This is a genomic window from Escherichia sp. TW14182, from assembly GCF_000208525.1.
In the GTDB taxonomy this organism is placed as follows: domain Bacteria; phylum Pseudomonadota; class Gammaproteobacteria; order Enterobacterales; family Enterobacteriaceae; genus Escherichia; species Escherichia ruysiae.
The window spans coordinates 1-2,430 of record NZ_AEJZ01000315.1 but is presented as its reverse complement, the minus strand read 5'-3'; the positions used below and the strand labels follow the sequence as shown (position 1 = coordinate 2,430).

Below are 2,430 nucleotides of genomic sequence, written 5' to 3'. Positions count from 1 at the left end.
CCCCGCCAATAAAAACCGCGCCATCTATCGCCAGTGGGTAAAGGCGGGCTGGATACGCACAACACCGGGTGACTGCATTGATTATGACCGTATCCGTGATGACATCATGGCGGATGCAGAGAATTTCAATATCAGGCTGGTGGGCTTCGATACATGGAACGCCACGCACCTGAGGACGCAGCTACAGGGCGCAGGATTTGAGGTGGAGCCGTTCCCGCAAACATACCTTCGTTTCAGTCCGGCGGCGAAATCGTTCGAAGTTTTTGTTAACCGGAAGGTGATTGTGCATCGTGGTGATCCGGTGCTGGCCTGGTCAATGAGTAATGTTGTGATGCAGAGTGACGCGAACGCCAATATCAAGCCGAACAAGAAAAAATCATCCAACAAGATAGACCCGAGCGTTGCGGCGCTGATGGCGTTTGGCACATTCCAGGCAGAGCATGAAGAATTTGCATTTGATATGAGCGACAACCACAAAGAGCGGCTTGCGGCGTTTGATGGGGTGTGACGAGAATGAGCGAAACCGAACTACTAAAAATAATCCGCCGCGTTACCGGAATCAGCCAGGCAGCAGGCAAACAGGAGGCCACGCAGCCGGACAGCGTGATAGCCGAAAATTACGCGCGTGTGGTGGCTGAGGTGATGCGCCGTGACGGTATCGAGCTTAACGGCGTTGATATGCGCGACATACGAATCAGAGTTCTGGAGATGTTGTCATATCGTCGCCGCGTGGAGATGTACCGGGAGAGCGCGAAAAATACTTATCAGTGGAAGAAGCCGGAGCGGTTGCGGCGGTAACTGGTTGATATTTTCGAAATTCGCCAGCGGCGAACATCGGGGAAACCAGCCTAACCAGTTGATTCTTTCGGAAACAGCCATTGGCGGAATCCGGCGCGGTAACTTGCTGATATTCCCGATAACGCAAAATTGCGCTGGCTACATCCCTCACATCTGAGGACTGTTAACCAGCAGGCCGGAATATATTCACAAACTACGAAATTTTTGCAGTTTAATTACTCGCCAGCTTAATCGCTAACCCGCTGATATTTTCGTAAACCTCAATTTGAGGAGACCGGAACGTCTACATGGCTGTATCACCGTAATGATGATTTGGCCCACCAGCAGCCATAACGATTTCCGTTACAGTTGACGAGTTTTTTTGCTGGCAAGGCGTAACCCATTGATTCTTTCACAATCCCCCAATGGGGGAAGCTGGAAAACTCACCCGCCAGATTCTGAATAGTGAAAATGTCTATTCAGCTTCATGTGTCTGGTTGCATTTGTCTTTTTTGAGATAATGGCAGTGCGGAATTTGATATAGCGATACAGTATATCCTTTTATATCTAATGGATATAAAAGGGTTTTTCATGTAAATTTTGAGATAATATAAACACGTAATTCTAGGTAATTAAACTATGGCAACCTTCAAACACTTCGAACTTGAACTGCTCAATCCTGAATTCGCCTCACCGTTAGTTGACGTTCTGAATGAGCTGGAGCTACTTAGACACCTGAAGCTTGAAACTGACGTTCACCCGATTCTATTCATCCAGTTAAAAGATATTTTTCATATGCTTGAAAGTCTGGGGTCCGCACGTATTGAAGGGAACCATACAACACTTGCTGATTACGTTGAAAGCAAAATTGAGGGAACCAGCAAGTCCACCGACCAGTTAAAAGAAATTTACAACATCGAATTAGCGATGGAGTTTATTGATCGGCACTTTAAAAACGGAGAGCCAATAACTGAGCACTTTATCCGAGATTTACACAGCATTGCCGTATCGGGGCTAGATCGAGAGGGTGACAAAACACCGGGAACGTATCGTCAGCACAACGTAAGTATCGCACAATCGGAACACCTCCCACCTGAACACATACTGGTTCCAGGGTATATGGAAGAGTTGACAACCTTCATCAATCGTGCAGATAAACCCAAATATGATTTGATGAAAATAGCTTTGGCCCATCATCGTTTTGGTTGGATTCACCCATTTGGGAATGGTAATGGTCGAACTGTCCGCTTGCTAACCTATGCTCTACTCATTAAATACGGGTTTAATGTGCAAGTTGGCGGTCGCGTGCTAAACCCTACAGCGGTTTTCTGTAATGATCGGGAGCGTTACTACACTATGCTAGGTGAGGCTGATAAAGGCACAAAGGAAGGACTAGAAAGATGGTGTCTATATGTATTGTCTGGCATCTCTGTAGAGCTAAAAAAAGTTAATCAGCTAACAAAGCTCAATTTCCTAATCTCTGAAATTTTACACCCAGCGATAAATTATTCAATCGAGCGCGGGCTTATTAATGATCTTGAGGTCAAGGTGTTAAAAAAGGCGGTGGAAAAGGGAACCATTAAAGCAGGAGATCTAAAGGAAGTGCTTCCGCAGCTAAAACCCTCCCAGATAACTTATCAGATTGGAAAGCTG

The 2,430-nt window shown here is 46.2% G+C and carries 3 protein-coding genes; all 3 read left to right on the top strand.

Translation table 11 applies throughout. The annotated features are described in order from the left end of the window. On the top strand, positions 1-508 hold a 508-nt coding region (locus EQY_RS0120635; RefSeq protein WP_000296026.1), incomplete at its 5' end, for a terminase TerL endonuclease subunit. Between the two features lie 5 nt (positions 509-513). Then, positions 514-798, top strand: a complete 285-nt coding sequence (locus EQY_RS0120630; protein WP_000004839.1) for a hypothetical protein — start codon at positions 514-516, stop codon at positions 796-798. A gap of 618 nt (positions 799-1,416) precedes the next feature. Beyond that, a partial coding sequence (locus EQY_RS0120625) for a Fic family protein (RefSeq protein ID WP_000190163.1) occupies positions 1,417-2,430 on the top strand: 1,014 nt, incomplete at its 3' end.